The sequence below is a fragment of the Rhodococcus artemisiae genome, assembly GCF_036327795.1.
GTDB classification, from domain to species: domain Bacteria; phylum Actinomycetota; class Actinomycetes; order Mycobacteriales; family Mycobacteriaceae; genus Rhodococcus; species Rhodococcus artemisiae.
In genome coordinates this window covers 281493-307939 of record NZ_JAUTXY010000002.1, presented here as the reverse complement: position 1 = coordinate 307939, position 26447 = coordinate 281493, and the positions used below count along the sequence as shown (strand labels likewise).

Here is a 26447-nt window from a genome sequence, read left to right as displayed (position 1 = left end):
CTCAGCCATTCGGTTCCTCCTTGGGGACACGTATCTCCCACTCGGTGCCTTGGCCGGGCGCGGTCTCGACTTCCGCCACACCGCCGAGCCACCGCGCCCGGCCGACGATCGATTTCGACACGCCGAGACGCCCCTGCGCAGATGCTTCGGCCAGCCGTCCTGATTCGATGCCGACGCCGTCGTCACGAATGGAGAGGACTATCTCGTCTCCGAGGTCCTCGAGCAGCACGAACGCCTTGGCGTCGCGTCCGGCATGGTGATCGACGTTGTCGAGGGCGGTGGTTGCGAGCGCCACGAGTTCACCCGCGCGCGGCCGGTCCATCACAATGGGATCCGCGGGCGCGGCAACGGTGACATCCCCGTCGACCCGCATGCGCAACATCGCGGTCAGGTCGACGTGTTGTCCGCCTCGATCGACCTCGGTGTCCTGTTCGGAGATCAGGCGACGCAATGCTTCCTCCTGTTCACCGGCCAGCCGTGCGAGTTCTGCCCGGTCGATACCGCGCCCCGAGTCCTCGTCCGCACGACGCTGCACCAGCGCGAGCACCTGCAGGACACCGTCGTGGACCTGCCGTGCGAGCCTGTCGCGCTCCTCCGTGGCCGCCGCGATCCGCACTGCTTCCTCGAGCTGACGGTGCGCGGCCCGGGCGGTCCTCATCGCGAATCCCATCGCGACACCGCAGGCGACGAGAACGGGCGCGGTCGCGTCGGCCCACAGGTCGAGGTTGACCTGGTCGCGCACCACCGCGCTGACCGCAGCCATCACGATCGCCGAGGCGATGCCGGCGAGCGGACCGGCGAACAGCGCGGCCGAGATGACAGCATTCGCGACCCACAGCGTGGTCGGCATCGTCTGGTGGTGGCTGTACCAGTCGTGATCGGAGATCAACCGGGTCGATGCCATCAGTGCGATCGCCGTGATCTGGTCGACGGCAACCACCACCGGGCGTCCCCGCCGCCCGCGCGAGAGGAGCAACGCTGAGGTCAGCGACCACGCCACAAGGACGCCGATGAGGAACCAGCTCAACGACTTGTCGGTGTAGTACGGGACGGTCGAGAAGTGTGAGCTGACCGCGTAGACGACGGTGACCAATCGGAAGACCTGCGCGGCGCGCCACAGCGGAGCGTCGGGGTCTGCTGTCCGCGAGAGCACGGGTATGGAGTCCACCATCTCCGCGCTCCTCGCTTTCGGTCGTGGCTGCTTTCGTTTTCGCAGCCTTCGTTTTCGCAGCCTTCGTGGCCGCTTTTTCGGTGAATCCAACCACTCGGTCACCCCCAAGTGCGACCACAAGGTCATGTGACCGTCCGCACAGTGGTTTGATTTGAAGTCGTGTTGAGGTCATATCGAGCAGTCGCGGCGACTTTGCGAAGTCGCTGGCCGCTCTACATGGTCTCGATGGGCGCTTCGAATCTGTTCGGCGCCATGCTGGTGTTCGCGTTCGTCCGGTACGGCCTGCCGATCGAGGAGTCGGAGAACATCATCGCGGACCGGGTCCGCAATTTCGCGGTCTTCGCCGTCTACCTGGGGTTCGCCGGGGTCGTGAGCCTGAGCGCGGCAGCGTTGATGCTGCGGTCCGTGGTGCGGTGGCAATTGCGCGGCGGCCCGCCGACGCGATCGGAGCAGATGGCTGCCCTGCATGCGCCTCTGCGGCAGGCGATCGTGCACCTCGTGCTGTGGTTGCTCGGTGGGGTGCTGTTCGTGTTCCTCACCGCAGAGGAGATGCCGTCGCTGGCGGTGACCGTTGCGATCACCGTCGCGATGGCCGCGACGAGCACGTTCGGTTTCACCTACATGCTCGGCGAACGCATCCTGCGGCCGGTGGCGGCACGCGCTCTGAGCGAAGGACGTTTCGATCGGACCATGGCGCCCGGTGTCGGTACCCGTCTGGCGATGACGTGGGGTCTGGGCACCCTGATGCCGGTCGCCGGGATCGTGCTGCTGTGCGTCACACAACTGACCACCGACAACGAATTCGGCTCCGACGCGCTTGCATGGTCGGTGCTGGCATTGGCCGTGATGTCGATCGGGCTCGCGCTCGTCCTGTCGTTGCTGACGTCGTCGCAGATCTCCGACCCCATCAAGCAGCTGCGCTGGGCCATCGAACGCGTCCAGCGCGGCGCGTCCGGGGTCCAGGTCGAGGTGTTCGACGGCAGTGAGATCGGTCGGCTGCAGGTGGGCTTCAACCGGATGATGTCGGAGTCGGACGAGCGACGACGGCTGCGGGAACTGTTCGGCCAGCACGTCGGCGAGGATGTCGCACGCCGGGCCCTGCAGTACGGCACCGAACTCGGTGGCGAGACGCGCTATGTCGCCGTGTTGTTCGTCGACATGGTGGGCTCGACCGCCACCGCGGCCGAACGACCCCCGAACGAGGTCGTGGAGTTGCTCAACGAGTTCTTCCGGGTGGTCGTCGACGTCGTCGACAAGCACCACGGGTTCGTGAACAAGTTCATGGGTGACGCCGCACTGGTGATCTTCGGTGCACCGCTGGACCGCCCCGACGCCCCCACCGCCGCGTTGGCTGCGGCACGCGAGCTGCGGTTCGCACTCGACGAGATCACCGGGCTCGACATCGGCATCGGGGTCTCGGCGGGCCTGGCAGTGGCCGGGAACATCGGTGCCGCGGAGCGCTTCGAGTACACGGTGATCGGCGACCCGGTCAACGAGGCGTCGCGGCTGACAGAACTCGCGAAACTGCGCCCCAGCCGCGTGCTCGCATCGTCGAGTGCTCTGTATTTCGCGGACGACGAGGAGCGCGGCCATTGGGAGCTGGGCGACGAGGTCCAATTGCGTGGACGGGGGCGCATGACACAGCTGGCATGGCCTGCGCGATCTCCCGAACCAGCGTCTACCACCGGGTAACCATACGGCCGTGTCGACGGCGTTCGATACGCTGGCCGAGTGGCGCAGCCGCATGAAGACCGAGATGGCCCCGACGCTACACCGCGACGGGGTCGCTTTCGGTGGATCAAGTGGGTATTCGCGGTTGCGCTGATCGCACTCCTCGTCGTCGAGGGGATCTACCTGTGGCCCTCGATGAGCGAATCGTGGCGAGCTCTGACGGAGATGCACTGGGGCTGGGTCGCGGCTGCGGTGGTCGCGCAACTCCTGTCGCTGAGCGCGTTCGCAGGCCTCCTCCGCAAAGTGCTGCGTGCGGGCGGAGTTCAGGTGAGTCTGCCTCGGTCGACCTCGGTGGTCTATGGAAGTACTGCGATGGCAGTGACACTCCCCGCAGGTCTCGTCTTCTCGACCGCGTTCACCTACCGACAGACACGCCGCTGGGGCGCGACCCCGGTGGTCGCGTCCTGGCAGCTCGCGGTGTCGGGGGTCATCTCCACCGCCGCACTCGCTGCGCTGGGGGTCGTGGGCGCCTTCGCCGTCGGCTCGTCGATCAGTCCCATCACCTTGCTACTGTCGGTCGCGGCGGCCGGTGCACTGCTCCTCGGCCTGCGATATGTCGCGCAGAATCCTTCGTCGGTCAAGACCTTCGTCACATGGAATCTGGAGCGGTTCAACCGGCTGACCAAGAGGCCGGCCGACGCCGGGGTCGCCGTGTTCGAACGTGCCCTGTCCCAGCTCGAAGCGGTGCAGCTTCGTCGACGGGACATGCTGGCCGCGTCCGCGTGGTCGGGTCTGAATCGCGTGTTCGACATGATCTGCCTCGGATTCGCGTGCTGGGCAGTCGGCGGCACACCTTCGTTGGCAGGCCTGATCATCGCGTTCACCGCAGCGAAGGCGGTCGGGAGTGTTCCGCTGGCACCCGCGGGTCTCGGATTCGTCGACGGCACGTTGATCGCAACGCTCACTGCGGCAGGACTGAGCGCATCGCAGGCACTCGCCGCAGTGTTCGTCTACCGGGCGGTGAGCGTCGTGTTCGTTGCGGTGATCGGGTGGATCACCGTCGCGGTTCTGTATCGCGGAGCGAGGGCCGGCACGGAGATCGACCCGGTCGCCGAACGTACGGCGCCCGATACGGGCAACTCAGCCCCTTCCGTGGAAGGCACAGCTTCCGGCGCAGCACGCACGGTGCTGCAGCCCGAATGACTCTGTTCACCAAAAGTAGTTGCGAACTCAACTAGATTGTGTCATGCTTCTTTCGCAAGCAGTTGAAGGTTCAACGAGCTTCCCGAATCATCGTGACCGAACATCACGACCGGAACAACCCCAAGGAGCACCACATGACCGCCAGCACCACCACCCTTCCCGGCCTCGCCGCAGGCACCTGGGCCATCGACCCCGTCCACTCCAGCGTCGGATTCTCCGTCCGCCACCTCATGGTCAGTAAGGTCCGCGGCACCTTCGAGAACTTCTCCGGCAGCATCGTCGTCGCAGAGGACGGCACCGCCACCGCCGACGCCGAGATCCAGGTCGACTCGATCAACACCAAGAACGCCGACCGCGACGCCCATATCAAGTCCGCCGACTTCTTCGACGCCGCGAACTACCCCGTCGCGTCCTTCGCCACCACCGGTGTGCGGGCCGAGGGCGGCGACTACGTTCTCGCCGGCGACTTCACTCTGCACGGCGTCACCCGCCCGATCGAGCTGACGCTCGAGTTCAACGGTGTCAACCCGGGAATGGGCCAGGGCGCTGTCGCCGGTTTCGAAGCCACCACCGTGATCAACCGCAAGGACTTCGGCATCACCATCGAGATGCCCCTCGAAGGCGGCGGAGCAGTCGTCGGCGACAAGATCACCCTGAACATCGAGATCGAGGCCATTCAGCAGGCCTGATGCCTCTGGCCTGGCCCACGAGAACCGGGGATACCCTGGACCCGTGAGAAAGTACGCACCCGCGCTGGTCATCGACGTCATCCTGGTCATCGTCTTCGCCGCACTCGGACGATCCAGCCATGACGAAGGGCTCGACCTCGTGGGCCTGGCCGGAACGGCCTGGCCGTTCCTCGGAGGGCTCACCATCGGGTGGTTCCTCACCGCATGGCTCTACCGCGACAAGTTCGACGCCTACGCTGCCGTCCCGACAGGTCTGGTCCTGTGGGTGAGTACGCTCGTCGGCGGAATGCTGCTGCGCGCCCTGACCGGTCAGGGCACCGCGGCGGCCTTCGTCATCGTCGCGACGCTGTTCCTCGGTGCCGTGCTCATCGGGTGGCGCGTCATCGCCCGGGTCGTCACCCGCCGTCGCGTGAGCACCGGGTGATCACGACCATGTGATGGTTGGGCCGAAATCGGCCACGCCGAATGCACGTCGGTGCCACAGTGACGTCATGAGCGACACTGCCCCGACCTCCGAGATCAGGACCGACCACCGGTTCTTCGGACAACCGCTCCCCCTCGCCAACCTCTTCGGTGTCGAGATGTGGGAGCGGTTCTCGTTCTACGGCATGCAGGGCATCCTGATCTATTACCTGTATTACTCGGCTGCAGACGGCGGATTGGGCCTGAGCCAGCTGGCGGCCACCTCGATCGTCGGCGCCTACGGCGGCACCGTCTACCTGTCGACGATCGTCGGTGCCTGGATCGCCGACCGCCTCCTCGGTGCCGAACGCACACTGTTCTACAGCGCTGTGCTCGTCATGATCGGACACATCGCGCTGGCGATACTTCCCGGGTTCATCGGAGTCGGGGTGGGCCTGATCTGCGTCGCGTTCGGCAGCGGCGGCCTCAAGGCCACTGCGACGTCGATGGTCGGCGACCTGTACGACGAAAAGGACGACCGCCGCGACGCCGGCTTCTCGATCTTCTACATGGGCATCAATCTGGGTGCTCTCCTCGGACCGCTGCTCACCGGCTTCATGCAGAACCGGTACGGCTTCCACTGGGGTTTCGGCCTGGCTGCAGTCGGCATGTTCCTCGGTCTCGCGCAGTACACGATCTACCGCAGGCAGTTCGGCGACATCGGCGCGGCGCCGCCGCATCCGCTCCCCGCCGACCTCCGGCTGCGGGTCGCGGGCGGGGCAGCTCTCGCGATCGTCGTCGTCGCCGTCCTCGCGACGACCGGCGTCATCACCTCCGGCAACATGTCGGACATCGTGGTCGGGCTGACGATCTTCGCGGCAGTCGCCTATTTCGCACTCATCCTGACCAGCAAGCAGATCACGTCGATCGAACGCAGCAGAGTCTGGTCGTTCATCCCGATGTTCCTCGCCAGCTCCGTATTCTGGTCACTGTTCCAACAGCAGTTCACGATGGTCGCCGTGTACGCCGATGAACGCCTGAACCGCAATCTGTTCGGCTGGGACTTCCCGCCGTCGTGGGTCCAGTCCATCAACCCGGTCTTCATCATCGTGTTCGCGGGTGTGTTCGCTGCCGCCTGGACGAAGCTCGGACCGAGGCAACCGTCGTCGCCCATCAAGTTCGCGTGCGGCACCATCATCATGGGAATCGCGTTCCTGTGCTTCATCCCGATGGCCGGTGGTGGCGCCAACAGTGCCCCTCTCCTCGGCCTCGTCGGCATTCTGCTGCTGTTCACCCTGGCCGAACTGTTCCTGTCGCCGGTCGGCCTGTCACTGACGACGAAACTCGCGCCCAAGAACTTCCACACGCAGATGGTCGCCCTGTTCTACTTGTCGGTCGCGCTGGGAAGCGCCATGGCCGGCACTCTGGCCGGGTACTACGACGAAGACAACGAGGTGCCGTACTACCTGTGGATCGGCGGCGCCTCGATCGCCGTCGGCCTGATCCTGATCGCGCTCACTCCACGTATCCGGAAGCTCATGCACGGCGTGCACTAGACGATATGGAGTGACTCACGACTTGGCGTGACCTTGCCTCCCCGGGGGACTGAGGAGTGTCCCCTCGGTCCGGTCAGGGTGCGCCCGCGCAGGGCCGAGGTCAACGTCGTTCATGCTCGCTGCGCTGCGCGTGCTCCACGTTGACATCGAGTCTCCTGCACAGGCAGGTGAAGCGATGATCGAGGGACACCCCCGATGACTTGTGGGCCGGTGGCTGTGGCCCGAGGCCTCACGCACAAGATTCGTGGGTTACCGAGCAGGCGAACCCGCCTGTCCGGCCTATCCGACAATTGTGGGAGGCCCCGGTGTTTACCGAGCGTACGAGCATTGGACTGGACGTGCACGCACGTTCGGTCGCGGCAGCAGCCATCGACAGCGTCACCGGCGAGGTATTCCAGACACGGTTGACCCCGTCCTACGACCACATCCGGTCCTGGATCGCGGACCTTCCGGGTCCGGCAGCAGTGACCTACGAGGCCGGCCCGACCGGGTTCGGGCTGTATCGGGCGTTGACTGCCGCGCAGGTGCGGTGCGAGGTCGCCGCCCCATCGAAGCTGCAGAAACCATCCGGGGACCGAGTCAAGACCGACGCCCGCGACGCTCTGCACCTGGCCCGCTTGCTGCGACTCGACGAGATCACCTCGGTGGCGATCCCCACCGTGGATCAGGAAGCGGCCCGCGATCTGGTGCGAGCCCGTGAAGACTGCCGCGGAGATCTGATGCGAGCCCGTCACCGCCTGTCGAAACTGCTCTTGCGGCACGGCATCGTCTACTACGGCGGACAGGCGTGGACCGGAGCGCACGACCGCTGGCTGCGCACCGAGGCCGCACCCCAGCTGACTTGGCCGGCGACGCGGATGGCGTTCGACGCCGACTACGACCAGGTGCTCACCATGCAGGCCCGGCGCCGACGACTCGATGCGGCGATCGAGGATATGGCCACGGCGAGTGAATTCACCCCGATCGTGCGCCGGATGTGCTGCCTGCGTGGAGTATCCACCTTGACCGGGTTCGGTCTGGCGGTGGAGATCGGGGACTGGGATCGGTTCACCGGCAACACGATCGGCTCGTTCGTCGGGCTGGTTCCCTCGGAGTACTCCTCGGGGCCGTCCCGAGTCCAGGGGTCGATCACCAAGACCGGCAACTCTCACGCTCGTAGGTTGCTGGTGGAAGCTGCCTGGCATCACCGCGCCCGCTATCACGTCGGGGCGGTGATGCGGTCGCGGTGGGACCGGGCGCCGGCTGCGGCCCGCGCCCGAGGCGATGAAGGTAATCGTCGGTTGCATCAGCGGTGGGTGGGCTTCCTCGAACGCCGCAAACGACCCGTCGTCGCGAATGCGGCGATCGCCCGGGAGCTGGCGGGTTGGTGCTGGTCGCTGGCGGTGATGGATTGCTAGAGCCCACCTGATGGACTGCTTCGTCCCATGGGTTCGGTGGTGGCAGCGCGTGGATCGACCCGCGAAACAGCTATGAGCAGGCCCTGAGAGACCGACGCTCGATCCTAGACACGCGGATGCGGTCCAGCCGAAATCCCGTCCTGCGGTATCCAATCCGCGTATATCAGTCTGACCGCGCGTTGTATTGTCGACACGCTCACCACGCAGACTCGAGGGCGAAGCAACGAGGCGCCGTCGGGGTCGCTCCTCGACGGCGCCTCACCTTGCCCTCTTGACAAACTTCTCTACATATCAGCTGTACTTCCCTGTGAGGTTGTGTAGTGGTGGAGCCAATCGGTGTAGGTCGTCGCGCAAGCATCGTCTGAGGAGTAGGTCGCGGCGTAGGCCATGCGCCGGCCGCCGCCGTCCGGGATCCGCCCGAGCTTCTTGATGTCCACGTGGGCCAGCTCACCCGGGATCTGCTTTTCATAACGGACAGATCTGGGCTTTTCGGACCGGGAGCCCGGTGGCCTGATCGAGGTGGTGCAGCGGCGGTATCCGGTAGCGGGCGAGCACCCGCCCGACCGTCGAGCGCGGGATTCCGAGGTGGTAGCCGATCCGGTGTAGCCCCCACCGCTTCGTGAACCGCAGTGACACGATCCGATGCTCCCGCCGTGTCGACAGCTGCGTCGGCGATCAGAGAAGCAAGCCGGCGACCGTGCGTAGAGGTGAGGACGTGCTCACATCGATGAGGGTGGCACCTGCGTCTGACACCCTGTGGGGGATGCGCGTGTTCAGGACGACAGAACGCGGCTGGGTTGCAGGGCCGCCTCGATCTGCTCTCGCATCCAGTCAGCGAGAGACCCTTCGCGGTGCAGTGCCCAACCGATCATCGCGCCGTGGTATGTCGTCTCGATGAGCTTTGCGAGCGCGGTGACGTCCGTGGTGTCACGGATTTCCCCCGCGATCGAAGCCGCCTCCAGGTGATGCTCGATCGCTGCGCGGAGCCGGCGCGCGCCGAGCAAGGCCACCGTGTGGAAATCCGGTTCGGCCAAGTCGAGCTGCAACATGGCCACCGAGTTGGCCATCGCTTCCGGAGTCATATCGGGGTCCACAGCACCGACCAGCCCCTCGATGATCCGGTCCAGCGGTGAAGGGTGCTCCGCTTCCTCGATGGGGAGAACCCAGCGTTCCACACCGCGACGATCGGCAGCGAGCAGCAGCGCGTGCTTGGTGCCGAAGCGCTGGATCAGCGTGGCGGGAGAGAGCCCGACCTCGCGAGCAGCCGCGGCGAGCGTGAGTTTGCCCGGGCCGACGCGATGAGCGAGCGCGAGCACCCCGTCGAGGACGTCCTCGTCGGAGACAGTACGCGGGCGCGGCATCTACTCGACGCTCGGAAGCGCGTCCTCGGCGTCGGCCAGACGCGCTTCCTGGTCGACCACGCCCCAGTCCGGACGCTCGCCATCGACGTCGGAGACGCCGTAGGTGTGCATGAGGTCCCACGAGCCGAGGCACTGCCCTGCAAAGCGGGCTCGGTCGGGGTCGGCGGCGAGTGCGGCGATGCCGCGGCCGAGCAGGTGGGGAGTCTCGGAGTAGCGGAAGTAGCCGCCGTGGGAGTCAGCGGCATCGCGCCACGTCGCCTCTGTGACGCCGAAATGATCGAGCATCGATTCAGATCGAAGGAAGCCGGGAGTCACCGACAGCGCAGTCGCGCCGTACGGGCGCAGTTCCGCCGACAGCGAGAAGCCCAGCCGCACGACCGCCTCCTTCACGTGGTCGTAGGCCACGACCCCACGAAACGGAACGCCTGCCTTGCCATCGCCGACCTCCACCACGAGGCCACCTCCGGTCTCGATCAGCAGCGGCAGCGCGAAGTGCGCGGTGATGAGATGCGTCTCGATGCCGTTCCGCACGATCCGAAGAGTGTCCTCGATCGGGTGCTCCCACACACCCTTCACCCAGCGGGTGAACGGATCGCCACCCCAGACGTCATTGATGAGAATGTCCAGTCGACCGTGTTCGGTCCGGATGCGGTCCACCAGGGCCGCAACTTCGACCTCTTGGCCATGATCGCAGCGGACCGGGATCCCCGTGCCGCCCGCCGCGTCGACCAGTTCGGCGGTGTCCTCGATCGTCTCCGGTCGGTTCATTTCGGAACGCTGCTCGCGTGTACTGCGGCCGCTGCAATAGACGGTGGCGCCGAGGGCTCCGAGCTCGACCGCGATCGCGCGGCCACAACCGCGAGTGGCGCCGGCTACGAGGGCGACCTTGCCGTCCAGAGGAAGCGTAGTATTCATATCCTCACTATAAATGAACGATCATTTATATAAGGGTCACCGAGGCACCCGAAGTACCGAGAGCACCCGAAGTACCGAGTCAGCCGAAAGCAAGCCACGCGGCGAGACCGAACCCTGCGATGGCCACCCCCACCCGCAGCAGGTTCGGAGGGATCCGCTTGACCAGTGGAGGACCACACCAGCCGCCGGCGAAGGCCCCCACCGCCATGGCCGCCGCAGCGATCCAGTGGACCGGTCCGAAGAACGCGAAACCGATCGCCGCGACCAGGTTGGCGACGCCGAGCAGATAGCTCTTGAGGATGCTCGCGCGCCAGATCGACTCGGAGGTACAGATCAGAGTGAGTGCGAGGAAGATGACGCCCGCACCCGCCCCGAAATAGCCCCCGTACACCGCGACGACGAACAGTGCGGCGGCGAACACGCGGGGAAGATCACGCCCACCGGCCAGTTCACGAATCTTCGGCTGCAGAAGCAGGGCCAGCGACGCGAACGCGACGAGAAAAGGCACCGTGGCCTCGAACGACCCCGGTGGCGCGACGAGGAGCACGACAGCGCCGGTGAGACCACCGAGCGCCGCGTATGCCGTCCACCGCCACACCCGCGGCCCCGTGTCGACCACTTCACGAGCGGAGTTGCTGAGCGCACCCACGCCGACACCGACCATCGCGACGGTATTGGTGACGTTCGCGGCGACGGGCGACAACCCCACCGCGAGCAATGCGGGGTAGGACACGAGTGACGCGAGACCGGTGACGAACCCGACGACGCCGGCGAAGAACCCTGCGACGACGAGCAGCAGTACATCGACAATCGTCACGATGATCGAACGTACCGGTACCCGGATCAGTGATGTCGGTCGGCGCCGGTGCTCGCGAGGATCACGCGGGCGGCTTCGCCAATTCGGTCAGGAATCTGTCGGCCATCTTCACCGCGCGGTCGCCGCCGTCGGCGTCGGCAACGAACACCGCGAACGCCACGTCGCCGGTATAGCCGAAGAACCAGCGGTCGTCGCCGGCGGAGGCGGCGATGCCCGCGAGGCCCGGGTGCCCCTTCAGGAAGGACGCGGGTCCGTTCTGCACGTTGTCGATCATCAGTCCGCGCAGAGCGTCGGTCACGTGCGACGGCAACGGCTCGGGTGCATCGGTGACCGACGCGGGCTGCCCCTGCACGAGCATGGGCGCGGGAGCCTCGCCGCGCGCGATCGATGCGGCGAGCAACGCGGCGCCGAGCGGGCTCACGAGTAATTCGTCGTCGCCGTCGCCGGTGAACTGCACCACTCCGGACCGGCCGTGCCCGATCTGTGCGGTCTCGAAGTCGAAGCCCGGTACCGAGTACCCCACGCCGAGCCCGAGGCGGCCTGCGGTCTCTGCCAGATCTTCGGTGTTCACCGAATCGGGAGCGACCCCGCGGTCGAGTCCTGCCGCCAACCGCACAGGATCGAAAACGGAACCCGCCGAGTACAGGCCCCGAGTGGCCACGGGTCCGAGTTCCATGGCCTGGTTGTTGACGTCTGCAGCGAGGATCCCGCCGGTCGACGGCTGGATCGCGACGAGCGCCGCAGGAGTACCCACGGTGACGACTGCTTCCTTGGCCGCGAGCTGCACGTGCGAATCGACGGTGGCCGTCAGATCCGGAGGCGGGGGCCCCTGGGATCCCGCGACCTGGATCGGCCCCTGTTCGGGGTCTTCGAGCGTCACGGCCCACCCGGCGGTGCGGTCGCGTTCGAGCTGCCACGCCGAGCGGAGCGAATCGAGCAGCGGCGTCGAGACACGCCGGTCGGAGCTGATCAACGTGGGTGTCTTGATGACCTCGACGCCCGGCACCGAAACGATGTCGTCTTCGAGGAACTGATAGTCCTGGTCGCGGAGTTTGACCGCAGTGATACGAGCTCCGGGATCGCCGGCGAGCCGCTCCTGCATGAGCTCGGAGGTGATGACGGGCGCGACGGGCGCGAGGATCTCTGCGAGCCGCGTCGTGCTGGCGACGGAATCGGGCATGAATGCCGGATTGAGCACGATCGCATTGATGGTCTGTTCCTCCATCAGGGGCTTGCCCGTGCGATCGAAGATCTTGGGCGGTGCGGCATCCGTACGCACATGGTGGACAGTCCGGCCCGCGAGGTCGGGCACGACCACATCGGGGCTCCACGACACGCGCCAGCCGACGGCCAGCTTCCGGACGGAACCGTCGACCTGGTAGTGCCAGTCCTTGTTCTCTCCGAAATTCCAGTCTGCGGTGAGGGTGAAGTACCCGGAGTCCGCGTTGAGCTCGACGAGCTGGGTGACGTCGTAGTCGACGCTGCCATCGGACAGCCCGTCGAACATCTGTGCCAGCACGGGCTCGGCGGCGTTCGGATACGAGGTGAGTTCGGCGGCGTCGCCGGGCTCACGGTCGTTGAGTGCCTCGACGAAATCGTCGATCAGGATTTCGGCATCGCTGCGCGGGTCGTCGAACACGAAGGTATTCAGACCTACCGCCGCAGCCACGGCCACGGCAGTCCCGAGGACGACGGTGCGAACGCCTCGCCGGCGCTGCCACTCCCGAAATCCCATACTTCCCAACCTTCACTCCAGCAACATCGGTCACAAGCACGAGTCGTCTACGATGCGATCACGATTGCGCTACATCCGAGAGGTCACCTCCCCAGCCACTCTCCGGCCGCCCCCACAGCGGGAGCCGAACTGTCGGCACCCGCAATGAACACTGCGAACGCCAGGTTATCCTGCGCGCCGATGAACCAGCCGTGTGCCCCGCTCACATTGTCGGCTGCCCCGTTGTTGCCACCGTACTCTGCGGTTCCGGTCTTTCCGATGAGTTCGGAAAAGTCGCTCAGCTCGCTTGCCGTGCCGTCGGTTACGGTCTCTCGCATCATCGTTCGCAGTGCGGCAATTGTGTCTGCCGGGGCCGGTGCGACCTCTTGATCGGCGGTCGCCGGCTGCCCCTCGACGATCGTCGGCAACGGCGTCTTCCCACCCGCGATCGACGCGGCGACGAGCGCCATCCCGAACGGCGACGCGGTCACCTGCCCCTGCCCGATCGCACCCTCTACACGCGCCGCCCCCGTCTCCATCGGCGGGACGTTTCCGGTGACGGTCACGAGCCCGGGGGTGACGTAGTCGACGCCGAGTCCGAACTGCAATGCGGCCTCTGTCAGCGCCGTGGAAGGCATGTCCACGGCGAGTCCGGCCATCGTGGTGTTGCACGAGTTCGCGAACGCGGTGTGCAGCGGTACCTCGCCGAGGTCGAAGCTCTCGTCGTTCGGAATGGTCCGATCACCGACCGTCGCAACCCCCGGGCAAGGAAGCATCGTGTCGGGCTCGGCGAGCCCTGCCTGCAGGGCCGCCGACGTCGTCGCGACCTTGAACGTCGAACCCGGTGGATACAGGCCGGTGAGCGCGACCGGGCCCTCCAGATCGGCGGCAGCGTTCTGCGCGACGGTGCGCACTGCACCGGTGTCGGCGTCGATCCCGACGATCACCGCCGGCCGGTCGAACGACGCGAGCGTGGCTTCCGCCCGAGACTGCAGATCCGGATCGATGGTGGTGTGCAGGTCGGGGGCCTCGGTGGGGTCTACGCCGGCGATCGAGCGAACAGTGCCGTCGGCGGCCACCGACTGCACCGCCCAGCCCGCGGTCGCGGCCTGATTCTCGTGCCACATCTCATCCAGGCCCGACCACACGGGTGACGACAGATCGCGGTTGGCGGTGAGCAGCCGCGGCTGCGGCGCGAGCGTGACGCCGGGCAGCGCGGAGAGCTGCTCTTCCACAGGCGCCAGATCCGCCTCGCGCAGGACCACAGCGGTCATCGGTGCACCGGCCGCCGCCTCGAGGTCGGCAGCGAGGGAATCTGCGGTGATCGTCGGCGCAGCCGTGGCGAGCAGTGGCGCCACCACAGCGGGGTCGGCGGACGAATCGAGGTTGACGAGCGTCACGATCTGCTCACTCATCAGCGGCTGCCCCGCGCTGTCGAAGATCGTCGGCGGCGTGCCCGTCGTCGGGGTGTAGCGCAGTGAGGCGCCCTCGCTCAGCTGCGGAGCCAGTACGGCCGGGTCCCACCGGACCCTCCATCCGTCGTCGTCATCTGTCTCTTCTGCCGGATCCTCCATCGCGGAGCCGGTCGTGCGATACGACCAGTCCCGCTCTTCGCCGAAGCTCCACGACACGTCCAGATCGAAGGTGTCGCCGTCACCGATGCCCGCGACCGTCACGGTGGGATCGTCGTTGCCCAGCCCCTCGAACAGACCCGAGATCATCTCCTCCGCAGCAGCCGGATCCGTGGTCAGCGCAGCAGCGGACGCCGCGTCACCGGAGTCCAGCGCGGCAGCGAACTCCTCAGCGACCGTGTCGGGCTGATCCGGCCCCGTCGCGCAACCGACCACGCCGAGGGTGAGGCAAGCCGCTGTTACGAGCGTGACCATCCGTCGACCGATATGCATGGTCACGATCATGCCGGAGATCCGAGAACGGTGCCGCCGCCCGACACCACGATCCGGTGAACTGTGCGACAACCGAACTGTGTGGCGTCCCACAGGGAATCAAATCGCTTGCGCGACCGCCGACACTGCCTTTATCGTAGGAGTCGCATCTGTTCCCGGCGTTCGGAGAAGGCATTGCTCCTGTAGAGGTTCTCGACTCACCGCACGATGCGTGCGGGCCGTCTCTCACCTCCAGGAGTCTGCATGTCTGTACCCCTTTCTGCATCCAGCAGTGTCACGCTGTCTGCGCTCACGTACGAGCACCCCGACGGCACCCGCGTCTTCGACGGTCTCGACGCAACGTTCACCATCGGCCGCACCGGGCTCGTCGGACGTAACGGAAGCGGTAAAAGCACACTGCTACAACTCATCTCAGGACAGCTCACACCAGCACGCGGATCGGTGACCACGTCCGGACATGTCGCGTACCTGCCACAGGACATCACACTCGACCCTGCTGTTTCCGTGGCGACCGTCCTCGGGATCGACGCAGTGCGAACAGCGTTGCGGCGAATCGAATCCGGAGACGGTACCGGCGACGACTTCGACACCGTCGGCGACCGGTGGGACGTCGAGGAGCGCGCGCTCGCCACCATGCACCGGCTCGGTCTCGATCGAATCCTGCACGACGAAAACGATTTCGACCGCACCGTGGGAACGCTCTCCGGCGGAGAGACCGTCCTGCTCGGGCTCACCGCGCGGCTACTCGCCGAACCAGGAGTGCTGTTGCTCGACGAGCCGACCAACAATCTCGACACCGCCGCTCGCGAACGCCTGCAGGATGCTCTGGACCGATTTCCGGGGACCGTGATCGTCGCAGGTCACGATCGTGACCTGCTCGATCGGATGGACACGATCGCCGAATTGCGCGACGGCAGTCTGCGCATGTTCGGCGGCGGCTTCAGCGATTACGAGCAGATCATCGAAGCCGAACAGGAGGCGGCTCAGGCCGCGGTGCGGGACGCGCGCAGTGATGTTCGTCGGCAGGCCCGCGAGCTCTCCGCCGCACACGTTGCACTCGATCGGCGAGCGCGCTACGGCAAGAAGATGTTCGAGAACAAGCGTGAGCCGAAGATCATCATGAACATGCGCAAACGACAAGCACAGGAGTCCGCCGGTAAATATCGCCGCGAGCACGAGGGAAACCTCGAATCCGCCCGGGCCCAGCTCGATCGGGCACAGGATGCGGTGCGCAACGACCGTGAGATCCGGGTGGACCTGCCCGACACCTCGGTGCACCCGGGGCGGCGGGTCGCCGATGGGCCGCTCGAGATCGTCGGACCGGAACGCATCGCGGTGCGCGGACCCAACGGCTCCGGCAAGACCACACTGCTGGGGCGGATCGTCGACGCCGGGCCGCTGGTGCCGTATGCGCTGCTCCCCCAGCGCCTCGATATCTTCGACGACACCGCATCCGTGGTGGCCAATGCCGAACTACGCGCACCGCACCTGCCTCCACAGGAAGTGCGGGCACGTCTGGCGCGCTTCCTGTTCCGTGGCACCGACGCCGACGTGCCCGTGGGAGTCCTGTCGGGTGGCGAGCGGCTCCGCGCCGCGTTGGCCATTCTCCTCGCAGCAGATCCCGCTCCGCAGTTGCTGATCCTGGACGAACCGACCAACAACCTGGATCTGCCGAGCCTCGCGCACCTGACCCAGGCATTGCAGGCGTTCGAGGGCGCGCTCGTGGTGGTGTCCCACGACGAGCGATTCCTCGACGAGATCGGAGTGACACGGTCGGTTGTTCCAGGGGACGCCGGGGCGCCGGAAGAGTGCGCGAGACTGGACGGGTGAGCTACACGACCAATCCCGCGGACGGCACCCGCATCGCGTTCTCGTCACAGCCCGCCCGGTCGGGCGACGAGAACGCACCCGCGTTGATGCTGGTGCACGGCAGCGCACTGTCGTCGGCGGTGTGGCGAGGACTCGGGTACGCGGCAGTACTGCGAGAGCACTATCGACTGCTCCTGCCCGACCTGCGCGGCCACGGGCGCAGCGACACACCCCACGACGAGGACGCCTACGCGATGGACGCGATCGTCGGCGACCTGATGGCGGTTCTCGATGCAGCCGGTGTTCAGCAGGCGCACTACCTCGGGTATTCGTTCGGCGCGCGGGCCGGCCTGGCGCTGGCGGTTGCCGCGCCGCAGCGGCTCCGCAGCCTGATCTCGCTCGGCGGCAGCGCCCGTCCGCAGCGCGGGGCAATGGACTCGTTGTTCTTTCCGGGATGCGTGGATGTGCTCGCGGAGAAGGGAATGGACGGGTTCCTCGCGGAGTGGGGCGCCCATCGGGACGTGCCGGTGGACCCCACCACTGCCGCCGCATTCCGCGCCAACGACGCCGACGCACTCGTCGCGTATTTCCGCCGGTCCGATCGCGAACCGGGGATCGACGACGCAACACTCGCCGAGGTGGCAGTGCCAACGCTGGCGGTCGCCGGTTCCGAGGATCACCTGCGCGTGGACGACACCCGTTCCTTGTCGCGCACGATTCCCGGTGCGCGACTGGCGATCCTTCGCGGTGTCGATCACGCGGGCACGGTCGCGGCAGCGCCCGAGGTGCTGTCGGTCATCGGACCGTTCCTCGCGGCGCACACCGGACCGTGAACTACTCTCGGACTCCGATCAGACGGCCAACGGTTGCGGCGCCGGCGACATGACCGACTCCACCAGAGCGCTGATCATCCGCTTCATCACTTCGGTCGAGTCCGGCACGGACAGACCCACCACGTCGCGCAGCGAGACCCAGGCGGGCCACGTCGACGCGATGGCGATCGCCTGGACGATCTGAACACGCGCCGTGTCGTCGGCCCGGGTGAACTCCCGGGCGAACAGTATCCGGACTTCGATCTCCGCTCTCTCGAGATAGCGGTGACGGTTGCGCTGCAGTTCCTCCGAGAACGGCGCCCGAACCTCTGCCGATCGCGAGAAAGGCGCGATGTACTCGAGCGCCTCGGCGCGCTGACGGCAATACCGGTCGATGCGTTCCGTGAGCGGCAGGCTCGGGTCCACCGGTTCGTGCGCGTCGTCCTGACGACGCATCAACTCGGCCCCCGTTGCCGAGAAGAGCGTCTCCAGATCGCCGAAGTGGCCCCATAGTGACCTCAGTGAGACTCGTGCCCGCTCGGCGATCTGCGCGCCGGTCGGCTTGAGTTCGCCATCACGGATCAACGCGATATGCGCGTCGATGACCGCTTGGCGCGTGCGTTCGGCGCGTGCCGACCGGCCGTCGATACTGATCGGCGTGGTCGGTCGGTCGTCGAACCGGATTATCGGCCGATCTCGCGGCCCATTCTCTCCCCCGTGCATCGTGATCCTCCCCGATACTTGTGCACATCAGTTAATAGTTATCACCTGTCGCAGGTAAACTACTCTCGGTCCGTAGACCCACGTGCCAAGATATGCGAAGACACCGGGCGATTACCACTACCCGGTATCCATCGGCGCGGTTTTGTATTACCAACCGCACCCGCATCTACGGAAATTCACCCCGAAAGGGTCATATCGGTCAGGTTGCCAGGAGCCCCTTCGCGATGTGGGTCACCTGGATCTCGTTGCTCCCCGCGTAGATCATCAGCGACTTCGCGTCGCGCGCGAGCTGCTCGACACGATATTCGGCCATGTAGCCGTTACCACCGAAGAGTTGCACCGCCTCCATCGCGACCTCGGTGGCGGCACGCGACGAGTACAGCTTCATCGCCGACGCTTCCGACAGGCTCACCGGCTTTCCCGCCTGCGCACGTTCGATCGCGCTGAACACCATGTTCCGCACGTTGACCCGTGCGATCTCCATCTCGGCGAGCTTGAGCTGGATGAGCTGGAACTGTGAGATCGCGGTGCCCCACAACTTGCGTGACTTCGCATATTCGGTGCACAACGCCAGGCATTGCTCGATGATGCCGAGCGACAGATAGGCGATACCGATCCGCTCGGCCGCGAAGGATTCTTTCGCGCTGCTCTTGCCGTCACTCTTCCCGCCGTCCTCGGTTTCCCCGAGCAGACGATCGCGGGTGATGCGCACGTTGTCGAAGAACAGCTCGCCGGTGGGCGAGGAGTTCATGCCCATCTTCTTGAACGGCGGACTCTGTGTGAGACCCTCCATCCCCTTGTCCAGTACGAACGCGAGAACCTTACGCTCGCGTCGGTCGATCGTCGCGTCGCCGTCGTCGAGCTTGGCGTAGACGATGATGACGTCGGCGTAGGGACCGTTGGTGATGAAGGTTTTCTGACCGTTGAGGATGTAGTCGTCACCATCGCGGCGCACGGTGGTCTTCATGCCGCCGAATGCGTCGGATCCGGAATCGGGTTCGGTGATGGCCCAGGCGCCGACCTTCTCGAAGGTCACCAATTCGGGCAGCCAGCGTTTCTTCTGAGCGAGGGTGCCGCGACCGCGGATCGTGCCGGCGGTGAGCCCGAGGCTCACCCCCATCGATGCGACGAGTCCCAGGCTCACCCCGGCGATCTCGATATTGAGCAGCGCTGCCATGCCCGGTGACCCACCCATTCCGCCGGAAGCACCGGACGCACGCTCCCCCTTCTCTTCTTTGTCGAGGGCTCGCTCGAGGGACTCGCGGGCCATCTCGTCGATACCGAATGCGGCAAACATCTTGCGGATGATGTCGAACGGCGGAAGCTCACCGGACTCGAGCCTGTCGACGTGGGGGCGGATTTCCTTCTCGATGAATCCGCGCAGCGCGTCGCGGAACATGAGGTCTGTGTCGGACCACTCGTACATGAACGAAATATAGAACATGTTCCTGTTTGTGTATACGGTCGACACGAAACCGACCCGACGAAAGTCGCTCGGAAATCGCGCACCCGGCGCTAGCCTTGCGCCCACGAACGTGAGAGGGGGCATCGTGATCGTGGAGAGCCTGGCCGTCGAGAACCTGGCCGTCGACACTCTGGCCATGCACATGAGCGACGGACTGATCACCCCGCGTGCATCGGTGTTGTTCTGCGTCGTCGCCGTGATCGGTGTCGCGCTCGCCGCATGGCGCGCGCGGACCGAGCTGACCGAAAGGTCCGCCGCGACCGCGGCACTCGTGACCGCACTCGTGTTCGCGCTGCAGATGATCGACGTCCCGGTCCTGCCCGGAGTGAGCAGCCACGTCCTCGGCGGGGCCGTGGCGGCACTGCTCCTCGGCCCCTTCGCCGCCGCGCTGTGCCTGACGTTCGTGCTCACCGTGCAGGCCTTCGTGTTCGCCGACGGAGGCCTCACCGCACTCGGGGCGAACACCACCGTCATAGCTCTCGTGGGGGTCGCCGGCGGATACGGCACCGCCGTCGCTCTTCGCACGTTCTTCGCCCGTCGCGATGCCGCTACCCCTCACGACACCGCCCTTCACGACACGGTGTCACCTACTGCACGCACCTTCACCATCGCATTTGCTGCTGGCTGCGCGTCGGTGTTCGCCGCGATCACCGGATTCGTGGTCGTCTACGCGATGTCCGGCGCTACGCACATGCCGCTGTCGACCCTCGCGTATCTCTACGGCGCCCACGCGCCTATCGCGCTGCTCGAAGGTCTCGTCACCGGGGTTGTCGTCGTCGCAGCGGCAGGCGCGACGCACACCCGTCTCATGGCCACACTCGGCTTCGCTGCACTCGGCGTCGCCGGCATCCTGTCCACCGTCGCCCTGTCAACCTTCACTGCGGACACACCTGACGCGCTCGAAGCCGCAACGCTGCGCGGATGCGAAATCGCACCGACCGACACGCCTCGGGCTTCACGGACCGGCAACTGCATGGCTCGCCACGTTCGAGAGCATCGGCTCGCAGACAGCGTCCTGGCCGACTACACGGTCGGAGGTCAAGAGGGTTCGACCGGCGTCGCCGGCACGATCGGGGTGCTCGTTACCGTCGCGTTCGCCGGCACCGGTTTTCGTGCACTCACGCGTCGGCGTGAGCCCGTCTTGCACCTCGAACTGCCTCGATGAGTTCGGCAGCGAGGTCGCGGCCGCGACGGATCGGCTCGATCGAGTGTTCGAACTTCGATCCCGCGAGCGCCCCGTCGTAGATCAACCGTACGCGTTCGGCGGTCAGACCCGGATCTGCCGCACCTGCCCGGTCGAGCAGTCCTACAAGAGTGTCGAGTAGCCACTCGCGATGCGCCAGAACCGGCTCGATCCGCTCTTCCGGGAACTCCGTGGCCGCATTCGCGTACTGGCATCCCCGGAAATTCTTGCCCGGTGCCGAGGCGAGCGCGAGGTCGAAGAAGGTCAGGATTCGGCGCACGGGGTCGTCGATGCCCACGACCGCGTCGTTCCATCGGGCGCGATCGCGACGGTCGAGACGGTCGAGGTAAGCGTGGACGAGGCCGTCCTTCGAGCCGTAGGACGAGTACAGGCTCGCACGCGCCACCCCCGCCTCGGCGAGGATCCGATCGACACCCACCGCTCGAATGCCGAACTCGGCGAACAGTGCGCTGGCGGTGTCGAGGAGTCGTTCCGCGGGCGGCCGCTTGGCGGGGGTTTCGACGGGGGTACGCACACAGAAAAGCCTATCGGATCGTCGAGATAGACAGACCGTTCTATACAGATGTATCCTGTCTCCCGTGACACGCTGTCTTCTGACCCGTCGCCTGCACGTGGATCTCGTGCGGGTGACCGGCGCTGCGTGTTGTCATTTCATGCGCTGACCGGCGCCTGCCTCACCCGGCCCGTCGCTTCCTGACGTACGCCCGCGTTCGCCCCTGCCGTCAGCATGCCCACACCGCTCTACCCGGAAGGTGACTCCATGTCGCTGTATCTCTACGAACTCGTGCCCTCCGAAGGCCGGGCCGAAGCCGCCATCAAGGCATTCGACACTGCGGTCGTTGCCGGCGGTGGCGAACTGATCGAATCCCAGGTGACCTCCGGCGGCACGCGCATCTTCGCTGTCGCCGAGTTCGACGCATGCCGCGCAGCCCAGCTCGAGGCAACCACCCTCGATATCGCAGAAATCGTGGGCCCCAACGAAGTTCGACTCGTCGGCGCCGATCTCGACCAGATCAAGGCAGCGCGCCCCGAGGCCGGCTACCTCGTGGAGTGGGACATCCCCGACACCATCGACATGGAGACCTATCTCGCGCGCAAGAAGGCCAACTCGCCGAAGTACGCGAACGTCCCCGAGGTGAGCTTCCTTCGCACCTACGTGCGCGAGGACATGGACAAGTGCCTGTGCTTCTACAACGCTCCCGACGAGGACGCCGTCGTCCGCGCTCGCGAGGCCGTCAGCACGCCGATCGACCGCATCCACTCTCTCGAAGGATAGGCATCCGATGACCGCGGCCATTCAGAACCCGAACGAGCAGCTCGACACGATCGCCGAATTCGTCCGCGACCGTGCCGCAGCTCTCGATCGCGGCGAGACCGATATCCGCACCGACCTCGCACGCATCGGCGAGCTCGGGCTGCTCGAGAACGGGCTCGGCGGAAAGTGTCTCGACCACATGGTCGCGGTCATCGACGGGATCGCCGCGGAATCCCTCACCGTCGGGTTCTCGCTGTGGGCTCAGCGCATGACACTCGAATACCTGGACCGCGCACCGGAACACCTCCGCACGCGATACTGCGACGAGCTCGCATCGGGTCGGCGGGTCGGCGTCACCGCCATGGCGGCCGCACTCAAGTACCTCGCGGGACTCGGCGAACTCCCGCTCGTCGCGGAACGCACCGACGACGGACTCACCGTTTCCGGACCGATCCACTGGGCTTCCAACGTCTTTCCGGAATCACTCATCGTATTCCCTGCACGCACCACTGACGGCGGACACGTCATCGCTGCAGTACATGCCGACTCACCGGGTATCCGCATCAACTCGTCACCCGAACTGCTCGCGCTGGGTGCCACCTCCTCGACGTCGCTCGCATTCGAAGACGTTCGAATACCTGCTGCGGACATCATCTCCGAAGACCTCAGCGAATTCTGTGGCGCCATCCGTCCTACCTTCCTGCTGCTGCAGACTTCGTTCTGCGCGGGCATCGCCCGAGCATCACTCACAGAGGCGTCGTCGCGCCTGTACGGTCTCGGCGAGCAATTCAGCGGCGAATACCACCGTCTCGCACAACAATACGGATCGCTACGGGATCGCCTGTACCGATTCGCCACCGCACCGTCCTCGGTGCCCGGGGCCGATCTGATCCGCCTGCGCCTCGACGGCTCGGTCGTCGCAGTTGCCGCAACGCGTCTCGAAGCGACGCTGCGCGGCGGCGCCGGATACGCCTCCTCGAGCGCAACGAACAGGCGTTTCCGCGAGGCCGCGTTCCTCCCCATCCAATCCCCCTCGGAAGGACAGTTGCGGTGGGAACTCTCGAAGTTCGAATAACGAGCGCTCACAAGAGTTTCGCGGGTCGACGCGAACCCGTCCTGCAGGGGCTCGACCTCGACGTCCCCACCGGTGAGTTCCTCGTCCTGCTCGGCAGCAGTGGTAGCGGGAAGTCGACGCTCCTGCGGATCATCGCGGGTCTCGATCATCTCGATCGCGGAGAGATCGATTGGCCGAGCGTCGACGGTGACACCCGCCCGCACACAGGTGTGGTGTTCCAGCAGCCCTACCTGATGCCGTGGCTCACCGTTCGCGAAAACATCGCCTTCGGAGGGCGTTTCAAGAATCATCGAGAACGGTTCGATATCGCGTACGCCGATGAACTGCTTGCCCGGTTCGGGTTGTCCGGACTTGCCGGCTATTACCCCGATCAGCTGTCGGGTGGGCAGGCACAACGTGTCGCCGTGATCCGCGCGGTCGCGGTGCGTCCACGCCTGCTGCTGCTCGACGAACCGTTCAGCGCGCTCGACCCCGCGACACGCTCCGATCTACAGTCGTGGCTGGGCGACCTCGCCCGAGACCTTGCCTTCACGACGGTGCTGGTCACCCACGACCTGGACGAAGCTCTTCGGCTCGCCGACCGGATCGCACTGTTCGGCCGAGGTGGCACGGTGCGGCAGCAGTGGCGCATCGCCGACGTCAACCAGGACGAACGGGCGCCACTGCGCACTGAGATCCTCGAGCACTACCGCGATTCGTCGCTGACCCCATCGTGAATGGGAAACTGACGCGGCGAACCCTCATGCAGGGTGCACTCGGACTCGCCGCTGCCGGCGGCGTGCTCGGCGCAGCCGACCTTGTGCGTACCGCTGCAACAGACCGCACCAACACCACGGGACAACTTCGCATCGGCTACCTGCCGATCACCGACGCGGCGCCGCTGCTCGTCGCACACGGCGCGGGACTGTATCCGAGCGGCATCGTCGACAACGCGCAACCTGTACTGTTCCGCAGCTGGGCGTCGCTCGCGGAGGCATTCGTCAGCCGGCAGGTCGACGTCGTGCACCTGCTGATGCCCCTCGCCATCCAATTGCGCTACGGCCTGGGAAGTTCCGCCCGCATTCTCGGATGGAACCACACCAACGGTTCCGCGCTCACCGTCGCCCCGCACATCACCGATCTCGGACAGCTCGCGGGCGAGACCATCGCGATCCCGTTCTGGTGGTCGATCCACAACATCGTTGTTCAACAGTTGCTGCGCGAACACGGCCTGACCCCCGTGGTGCGGCAGGCACCCTCGAAATCCGCGCGCACCGTCGGGCTCGTCGTCATGGGGCCCTCCGACATGATTCCCGCCTTGGCCAACGGCTCGATCGCGGGATTCACCGTCGCAGACCCGTTCAACGCCGCAGCCGAGCTCCGCGGCGTGGGCCGGATCCACCGCTTTCTCGGCGACGTGTGGCGCGATCACGCGTGCTGCGCTTTGCTCGTCCACGAGGACGTCATCGAAGCGAATCCCGCGGCAGTACAGTCTCTCACCGATTCAGTGGTGTCCGCCCAGTTGCAGATCGGGGCGGATCGCCCGGTCGCGGCGGCGATGCTCTCCGATCAATATCTGCCGCAACCGCTTCCCGCGATCACGACGGCCCTGACCTATCCGGGCCGCGACGTCGGCACCCGGCATCCTCGGTGGGCACCTCAGCAGATCGGGTATCAGCCCTTCCCGTTTCCCAGCTTCACCACCGCACTGGTCGAGGCAATGCACGGCACGGTCGTCGACGGCAACACCGACTTCCTGTCGCGGATCGACCCGGCGACGGTACACCACGATCTCGTCGACGACCGGTTCGTCCGCACGTCACTGACCCGAATCCCCGGCACCGACGCCTTCGGGCTACCCGCCGATCTCACCCGCATCGAGGAGGTCGACCCCACGTGAGCACCCCGACCCGGTCCGCCCGGAGTCTTCCGCTCCTGCCGCAGACCATCGCGATCGTCGTCGCCGTGGCGTTGTGGTGGATGGTCACCACCGTCGTCGCCGGACCCGATTCACTCGTGCGCGAATTCGCGCCGCAGTATGTGGGCCCGGCCATCGTGGATCTGTTCGCCCGCGGAGTGCTGCTACCCGACATGCTCGCGAGCCTGTGGCGACTTCTCGTCGGATTGCTGATCGCCGCAACACTCGGCATCCCACTGGGGCTGTTGATCGGACTCAATCCGATCGTCGAGCAGGCGACCATGCCGGTCATGCAGTTCCTGCGGATGATCTCGCCGCTGTCGTGGGCTCCGATCGCAGTGGCATTGTTCGGGATCGGGCACCAACCGGTGTTCTTCCTCATTGCCGCAGCGGCGATATGGCCGATCGTCATCAACACCGCGGCCGGTGTGCACGCCATCGACCCCGGGCACCTCATGGTGGCCCGGTCCTTCGGCGCGACCCGTGTCGAACAGCTCACGACGGTGGTGCTCCCCTCGATCCGCTCCCAGGTGCAGACGGGTCTGCGCGTCGGGCTCGGGATCGCATGGGTCGTGCTGGTGCCCGCCGAGATGCTGGGCGTGCGCTCGGGACTCGGCTACCAGATCCTCAATGCACGCGACCAGCTTGCCTACGATCAGGTGATGGCCGTGATCGTCGTGATCGGCTTCCTCGGATTCTGGCTCGACTGGGCGGCGCGTCACCTGCTCCGCGAGCGTCGCACCCCGATTCGTATGGAAGACACCGACACACACCAGCCTGTGTGACGGCCGAGCGCCGCGTCAGGCGATCGACGCGTAGGCCGCTCCGGCGACCACAGCTCCCGCGACCGCGCCGACGATGACCTGGCCACGTGTGTGATCACCGAGATGAACCCGGGACCAGCCGATCAGCGGTGTGGACATCAGCGCCAGTAGCCACCACGGCGACAGCGCGAGGGCCAGCACAACGGTCACGCCCGCCGACACACCGGTATGGACACTGACCTTCCAACGCCCGATGCTCGTGATGACGCCCGCGACCACCAGGGTCACGAGACCCGCCGATGTGAAACCGACCAGCTCGATCGGCGCACCAGCCACAATCAGAACAACGAGCGCACCCACAACCACTGCCAGAATCGCAACGATCAACACGTGACGCTCGTCGATCTCGGTGACATGGTGGTCGCCGATCTTCGCTCTGCACATCCCGGCGAGGATGAAGACCATCGGCACAACGCCCGAGCACACTGCCACGAAGATGCCCCATCCAGGGCTGCCCACCGAGATCCCCAAAACCATCGACGATGTTGATGATCCACGGCGCACCGACTTCGTTGACGTCCTCCCGGTCGTGAACGACCGAGATTCCTACCAGCGCCCGCTAGGCGCTTTCGGTGGGTTCCTG

25 protein-coding genes and 1 pseudogene are annotated in these 26447 nt (G+C 66.0%); 15 read left to right on the top strand and 11 right to left on the bottom strand.

Annotated elements, in window-relative coordinates; all coding sequences use genetic code 11:
- Position 1: 1 nt before the first annotated feature.
- Complete coding sequence (gene macS, locus Q7514_RS05740; protein WP_330132288.1) at positions 2-1171, bottom strand: MacS family sensor histidine kinase; 1170 nt, start codon at positions 1169-1171, stop codon at positions 2-4.
- Between the two features lie 216 nt (positions 1172-1387).
- On the opposite strand from macS, the gene Q7514_RS05735 reads away from it, so the two are divergent.
- The 6 genes from Q7514_RS05735 (at position 1388) to Q7514_RS05710 (ending at position 8089) form a co-directional block, all read left to right on the top strand.
- Entirely contained in the window at positions 1388-2863 is a 1476-nt protein-coding gene (locus Q7514_RS05735; RefSeq protein ID WP_330132287.1) for an adenylate/guanylate cyclase domain-containing protein, read from the top strand.
- A gap of 39 nt (positions 2864-2902) precedes the next feature.
- Positions 2903-4045 (top strand): lysylphosphatidylglycerol synthase transmembrane domain-containing protein, encoded by a 1143-nt coding sequence (locus Q7514_RS05730; protein WP_330132286.1) that lies wholly within the window; start codon positions 2903-2905, stop codon positions 4043-4045.
- Positions 4046-4179: 134 nt separating this feature from the next.
- Positions 4180-4734, top strand: coding sequence for a YceI family protein (locus Q7514_RS05725; RefSeq protein ID WP_330132285.1), 555 nt, complete (start codon positions 4180-4182; stop codon positions 4732-4734).
- A gap of 43 nt (positions 4735-4777) precedes the next feature.
- Positions 4778-5158 (top strand): DUF3054 domain-containing protein, encoded by a 381-nt coding sequence (locus Q7514_RS05720; protein ID WP_330132284.1) that lies wholly within the window; start codon positions 4778-4780, stop codon positions 5156-5158.
- A 67-nt stretch (positions 5159-5225) separates the two neighbouring features.
- Positions 5226-6692 carry a peptide MFS transporter gene (locus Q7514_RS05715; protein WP_330132283.1) on the top strand — a complete coding sequence of 489 codons (1467 nt, stop codon included), beginning with the start codon at positions 5226-5228 and terminating at the stop codon, positions 6690-6692.
- 305 nt (positions 6693-6997) lie between these two features.
- Positions 6998-8089, top strand: coding sequence for an IS110 family RNA-guided transposase (locus Q7514_RS05710; RefSeq protein WP_330132282.1), 1092 nt, complete (start codon positions 6998-7000; stop codon positions 8087-8089).
- A 389-nt stretch (positions 8090-8478) separates the two neighbouring features.
- On the opposite strand, the pseudogene Q7514_RS05705 reads toward Q7514_RS05710, so the two are convergent.
- The 6 genes and pseudogenes from Q7514_RS05705 to Q7514_RS05680 form a co-directional block, all read right to left on the bottom strand.
- Positions 8479-8764 (bottom strand): annotated as a pseudogene (locus Q7514_RS05705) (IS481 family transposase); the annotation flags it as partial.
- Positions 8765-8862: 98 nt separating this feature from the next.
- Positions 8863-9450 (bottom strand): TetR/AcrR family transcriptional regulator, encoded by a 588-nt coding sequence (locus tag Q7514_RS05700; protein WP_330132281.1) that lies wholly within the window; start codon positions 9448-9450, stop codon positions 8863-8865.
- Complete coding sequence (locus Q7514_RS05695; protein ID WP_330132280.1) at positions 9451-10365, bottom strand: SDR family oxidoreductase; 915 nt, start codon at positions 10363-10365, stop codon at positions 9451-9453.
- 79 nt (positions 10366-10444) lie between these two features.
- On the bottom strand, positions 10445-11182 hold the full coding sequence (locus Q7514_RS05690) for a sulfite exporter TauE/SafE family protein (RefSeq protein WP_330132279.1): 738 nt from the start codon (positions 11180-11182) through the stop codon (positions 10445-10447).
- A gap of 61 nt (positions 11183-11243) precedes the next feature.
- Positions 11244-12917, bottom strand: a complete 1674-nt coding sequence (locus tag Q7514_RS05685) for an NTF2-like N-terminal transpeptidase domain-containing protein (protein ID WP_330132278.1) — start codon at positions 12915-12917, stop codon at positions 11244-11246.
- An 83-nt stretch (positions 12918-13000) separates the two neighbouring features.
- Positions 13001-14782 carry a penicillin-binding transpeptidase domain-containing protein gene (locus tag Q7514_RS05680; protein WP_330132277.1) on the bottom strand — a complete coding sequence of 594 codons (1782 nt, stop codon included), beginning with the start codon at positions 14780-14782 and terminating at the stop codon, positions 13001-13003.
- A gap of 261 nt (positions 14783-15043) precedes the next feature.
- Here Q7514_RS05680 and Q7514_RS05675 point away from each other — a divergent pair, with 261 nt between their 5' ends.
- Entirely contained in the window at positions 15044-16630 is a 1587-nt protein-coding gene (locus tag Q7514_RS05675; protein WP_330132276.1) for an ABC-F family ATP-binding cassette domain-containing protein, read from the top strand.
- Complete coding sequence (locus Q7514_RS05670; protein ID WP_330132275.1) at positions 16627-17442, top strand: alpha/beta fold hydrolase; 816 nt, start codon at positions 16627-16629, stop codon at positions 17440-17442. The genes Q7514_RS05675 and Q7514_RS05670 overlap by 4 nt, the downstream gene beginning before the upstream one ends.
- Positions 17443-17460: 18 nt before the next feature.
- Here the strand turns inward: Q7514_RS05670 and Q7514_RS05665 are convergent, their stop codons facing one another.
- Together Q7514_RS05665 and Q7514_RS05660 are read right to left on the bottom strand one after the other, a co-directional pair.
- Positions 17461-18144, bottom strand: a complete 684-nt coding sequence (locus Q7514_RS05665; protein WP_330132274.1) for a TetR/AcrR family transcriptional regulator — start codon at positions 18142-18144, stop codon at positions 17461-17463.
- 199 nt (positions 18145-18343) lie between these two features.
- Positions 18344-19570: an acyl-CoA dehydrogenase family protein gene (locus Q7514_RS05660; protein ID WP_330132273.1), complete on the bottom strand. Its 1227-nt coding sequence runs from the start codon at positions 19568-19570 to the stop codon at positions 18344-18346.
- Positions 19571-19694: 124 nt separating this feature from the next.
- Between Q7514_RS05660 and Q7514_RS05655 the strand changes: the two genes are divergently transcribed.
- Positions 19695-20774 (top strand): energy-coupling factor ABC transporter permease, encoded by a 1080-nt coding sequence (locus Q7514_RS05655; RefSeq protein WP_330132272.1) that lies wholly within the window; start codon positions 19695-19697, stop codon positions 20772-20774.
- Here the strand turns inward: Q7514_RS05655 and Q7514_RS05650 are convergent.
- On the bottom strand, positions 20728-21327 hold the full coding sequence (locus Q7514_RS05650) for a TetR/AcrR family transcriptional regulator (RefSeq protein ID WP_330132271.1): 600 nt from the start codon (positions 21325-21327) through the stop codon (positions 20728-20730). The two genes, Q7514_RS05655 and Q7514_RS05650, sit on opposite strands and share 47 nt — an antisense overlap.
- Here Q7514_RS05650 and Q7514_RS33160 point away from each other — a divergent pair.
- The 6 genes from Q7514_RS33160 (at position 21239) to Q7514_RS05625 (ending at position 25825) form a co-directional block, all read left to right on the top strand.
- A complete protein-coding gene (locus Q7514_RS33160) occupies positions 21239-21475 on the top strand; it encodes a putative leader peptide (protein ID WP_408016039.1) in 237 nt (78 codons plus the stop codon). The genes Q7514_RS05650 and Q7514_RS33160 overlap by 89 nt on opposite strands.
- Positions 21476-21573: 98 nt before the next feature.
- Positions 21574-22089 carry a DUF4242 domain-containing protein gene (locus Q7514_RS05645; RefSeq protein WP_330132270.1) on the top strand — a complete coding sequence of 172 codons (516 nt, stop codon included), beginning with the start codon at positions 21574-21576 and terminating at the stop codon, positions 22087-22089.
- 7 nt (positions 22090-22096) lie between these two features.
- Positions 22097-23143 (top strand): acyl-CoA dehydrogenase family protein, encoded by a 1047-nt coding sequence (locus Q7514_RS05640; protein ID WP_330132269.1) that lies wholly within the window; start codon positions 22097-22099, stop codon positions 23141-23143.
- Complete coding sequence (locus tag Q7514_RS05635; RefSeq protein ID WP_408016038.1) at positions 23119-23859, top strand: ABC transporter ATP-binding protein; 741 nt, start codon at positions 23119-23121, stop codon at positions 23857-23859. The genes Q7514_RS05640 and Q7514_RS05635 overlap by 25 nt, the downstream gene beginning before the upstream one ends.
- Positions 23856-25022, top strand: coding sequence for an ABC transporter substrate-binding protein (locus Q7514_RS05630; RefSeq protein ID WP_330132268.1), 1167 nt, complete (start codon positions 23856-23858; stop codon positions 25020-25022). Before Q7514_RS05635 ends, Q7514_RS05630 begins: the two co-directional genes overlap by 4 nt.
- An 80-nt stretch (positions 25023-25102) precedes the next feature.
- A complete protein-coding gene (locus Q7514_RS05625) occupies positions 25103-25825 on the top strand; it encodes an ABC transporter permease (RefSeq protein ID WP_408016047.1) in 723 nt (240 codons plus the stop codon).
- Positions 25826-25840: 15 nt separating this feature from the next.
- Here Q7514_RS05625 and Q7514_RS05620 read toward each other — a convergent pair whose 3' ends face one another.
- The gene (locus tag Q7514_RS05620; protein WP_330132266.1) at positions 25841-26341 is read right to left on the bottom strand and encodes a hypothetical protein; all 501 of its coding nucleotides are present in this window, start codon (positions 26339-26341) and stop codon (positions 25841-25843) included.
- Positions 26342-26447 lie beyond the last annotated feature (106 nt).

Bases quoted from the DNA above. Each gene is read 5' to 3' on its own strand.
- macS (WP_330132288.1), bottom strand. From the start codon at position 1,171: ATGGTGGACTCCATACCCGTGCTCTCGCGGACAGCAGACCCCGACGCT.
- Q7514_RS05735 (WP_330132287.1), top strand. From the start codon at position 1,388: ATGGTCTCGATGGGCGCTTCGAATCTGTTCGGCGCCATGCTGGTGTTC.
- Q7514_RS05725 (WP_330132285.1), top strand. From the start codon at position 4,180: ATGACCGCCAGCACCACCACCCTTCCCGGCCTCGCCGCAGGCACCTGG.
- Q7514_RS05715 (WP_330132283.1), top strand. From the start codon at position 5,226: ATGAGCGACACTGCCCCGACCTCCGAGATCAGGACCGACCACCGGTTC.
- Q7514_RS05700 (WP_330132281.1), bottom strand. From the start codon at position 9,450: ATGCCGCGCCCGCGTACTGTCTCCGACGAGGACGTCCTCGACGGGGTG.
- Q7514_RS05695 (WP_330132280.1), bottom strand. From the start codon at position 10,365: ATGAATACTACGCTTCCTCTGGACGGCAAGGTCGCCCTCGTAGCCGGC.
- Q7514_RS05685 (WP_330132278.1), bottom strand. From the start codon at position 12,917: ATGGGATTTCGGGAGTGGCAGCGCCGGCGAGGCGTTCGCACCGTCGTC.
- Q7514_RS05680 (WP_330132277.1), bottom strand. From the start codon at position 14,782: ATGGTCACGCTCGTAACAGCGGCTTGCCTCACCCTCGGCGTGGTCGGT.
- Q7514_RS05675 (WP_330132276.1), top strand. From the start codon at position 15,044: ATGTCTGTACCCCTTTCTGCATCCAGCAGTGTCACGCTGTCTGCGCTC.
- Q7514_RS05665 (WP_330132274.1), bottom strand. From the start codon at position 18,144: ATGCACGGGGGAGAGAATGGGCCGCGAGATCGGCCGATAATCCGGTTC.
- Q7514_RS05660 (WP_330132273.1), bottom strand. From the start codon at position 19,570: ATGTACGAGTGGTCCGACACAGACCTCATGTTCCGCGACGCGCTGCGC.
- Q7514_RS33160 (WP_408016039.1), top strand. From the start codon at position 21,239: ATGCCGAACTCGGCGAACAGTGCGCTGGCGGTGTCGAGGAGTCGTTCC.
- Q7514_RS05645 (WP_330132270.1), top strand. From the start codon at position 21,574: ATGTCGCTGTATCTCTACGAACTCGTGCCCTCCGAAGGCCGGGCCGAA.
- Q7514_RS05640 (WP_330132269.1), top strand. From the start codon at position 22,097: ATGACCGCGGCCATTCAGAACCCGAACGAGCAGCTCGACACGATCGCC.
- Q7514_RS05625 (WP_408016047.1), top strand. From the start codon at position 25,103: ATGGTCACCACCGTCGTCGCCGGACCCGATTCACTCGTGCGCGAATTC.
- Q7514_RS05620 (WP_330132266.1), bottom strand. From the start codon at position 26,341: ATGGTTTTGGGGATCTCGGTGGGCAGCCCTGGATGGGGCATCTTCGTG.